This is a genomic window from Shewanella sp. T24-MNA-CIBAN-0130 (assembly GCF_040310185.1).
Taxonomy (GTDB): Bacteria; Pseudomonadota; Gammaproteobacteria; order Enterobacterales; family Shewanellaceae; genus Shewanella; species Shewanella psychromarinicola.
The window spans coordinates 1-247 of the sequence record NZ_JBEOPP010000480.1 but is presented as its reverse complement, the minus strand read 5'-3'; the positions used below and the strand labels follow the sequence as shown (position 1 = coordinate 247).

Below are 247 nucleotides of genomic sequence, written 5' to 3'. Positions count from 1 at the left end.
AACTGAGTGTTCACTTCAAAAATGGTCACTTGCCCAAGATCTTGTGCTGTCACATACAAAGTACGACCATCGGCACTAAAATTTAATGAACTCGCGCTGCGATCCCACAATGGTGCGACTTCTTTTTCCTGACCTGTAGCATTGTCACGTAACATAATGCGGGAGCGATCAGCTTCGTAACCCGCCTTGGTCATGGCTAAATAAGCAAGATAACGACCATCGGCAGAGAAAGTTGGCTGGGCATCCC

At 47.4% G+C, this 247-nt stretch carries 1 protein-coding gene; it reads right to left on the bottom strand.

Features of this window, described 5'->3' with window-relative positions; all coding sequences use genetic code 11:
• Nucleotides 1–247, bottom strand: a 247-nt coding sequence (locus AAEZ02_RS23190; RefSeq protein WP_502959620.1) for a TolB-like translocation protein, incomplete at both ends; no start/stop codon positions are given.